At 34.4% G+C, this 1,274-nt stretch carries 2 protein-coding genes and 1 tRNA gene; 2 read left to right on the top strand and 1 reads right to left on the bottom strand.

The window, feature by feature from the left end; genetic code table 11:
- Nucleotides 1–277, bottom strand: a 277-nt coding sequence (locus tag RR876_RS16495) for a transposase (protein ID WP_332637132.1), incomplete at its 3' end; no start/stop codon positions are given.
- Between the two features lie 139 nt (nt 278–416).
- On the opposite strand from RR876_RS16495, the gene RR876_RS16500 reads away from it, so the two are divergent.
- Together RR876_RS16500 and RR876_RS16505 are read left to right on the top strand one after the other, a co-directional pair.
- Nucleotides 417–492, top strand: a tRNA-Arg gene (locus tag RR876_RS16500).
- Nucleotides 493–668: 176 nt separating this feature from the next.
- Nucleotides 669–1,274: integrase arm-type DNA-binding domain-containing protein (locus tag RR876_RS16505; protein WP_332637133.1), on the top strand; the 606-nt coding region annotated here is incomplete at its 3' end.

The raw sequence follows: 1,274 nt of genomic DNA on the forward strand, positions 1-1,274 counted from the left end.
AACCATCAATAAAAACCCATTCCATATCAGCATGCTTACTGATTAATTTAAATATTTCCAAAAACTTATTGTCTTTAGACCATCGACTATACTTTTTAAATATAGAGTTTGAATGACCAAATTCTTTAGGTAGATCTCGCCACGGACAGCCTGTTCTAATTCGATAAAGGATGGCTTCTATAAAATCTCTGAGATTTTGTTTGAGATAAATGTCAAAATTGCGGAGAATAGATTCTAACTTGGACCAGTGTTGATCATTTAGCATTGTACGAGGCATAGCGAGTAGTAGATTTGGTTTGGCGATTGAATTTTACTTACTCGCTATTTTTTATACAGAAAATGTCAACAGACCTTAATCTTGTTATGAAAAGTGATTGCCGAAGCAATCACTTTTTTGTTTATAATCAGAAAATTATGCGCTTATAGCTTAACTGGATAGAGCAGTTGCCTCCTAAGCGACCGACGTGGGTTCGAGTCCCGCTGAGCGCACCATTTTGTGGTCTACTTTAGTATTCACAAGAATATTTAAAACAATTAATTCAATAAAAATCAATGAAATATTTAGTTAAAAGATTAATATTCATCTCTATTGATCTACCAAAACCTGAGTATCATTACGGTAATTTATACGGTAAACTCATTTTACCGTATAAACTGATACCGCAAAAATGCCAAAAGTTGTTGTACCACTTACAGATACAAAAATAAAAAAGACAAAAGCTGATCCTGAAAGTATTCAAAAGCTATCTGATGGAAAAGGTTTATTTTTAATGATCACCAAGAATGGAGAAAAATTCTGGCGTTTTGACTATGCCCGTCCTTATACAAAGAAGCGTAATTCTATAAGCTTTGGTAACTACCCTATCATTGGCTTAGCAGAAGCGAGAATACGACGGGATGAAGCAAGAGCTTTACTTGCTCAGAATATTGATCCTCAAGTCGACAAACTCAGAATTGAGAATGAGATATTAAATGCAAATAAGAATACCTTCTCAATCTTAGCTCAAGAATGGGCAACCAAACAGAATTTTGCTGAAGCTACAGTTAAAGGACAGCAACGATTATTTGATGTCATCTTTAAGCATATTGGTAAAGTACCTATCCATGAGCTCAAGCCAATGGATATTTTAAAAATATGCCGTATTTATGAAAAAGAAGGCAAACATGAAACCGCAAAGAAAGTAAAAACTAAATGTGGTCAAATTTTTCGCTATGCTGTTTCTCTCGGACTATGCGAACGAGATGTTACACAGGATTTAAAAGGTGTTTTGACC

The sequence above is a fragment of the Acinetobacter sp. genome (assembly GCF_036666595.1).
In the GTDB taxonomy this organism is placed as follows: domain Bacteria; phylum Pseudomonadota; class Gammaproteobacteria; order Pseudomonadales; family Moraxellaceae; genus Acinetobacter.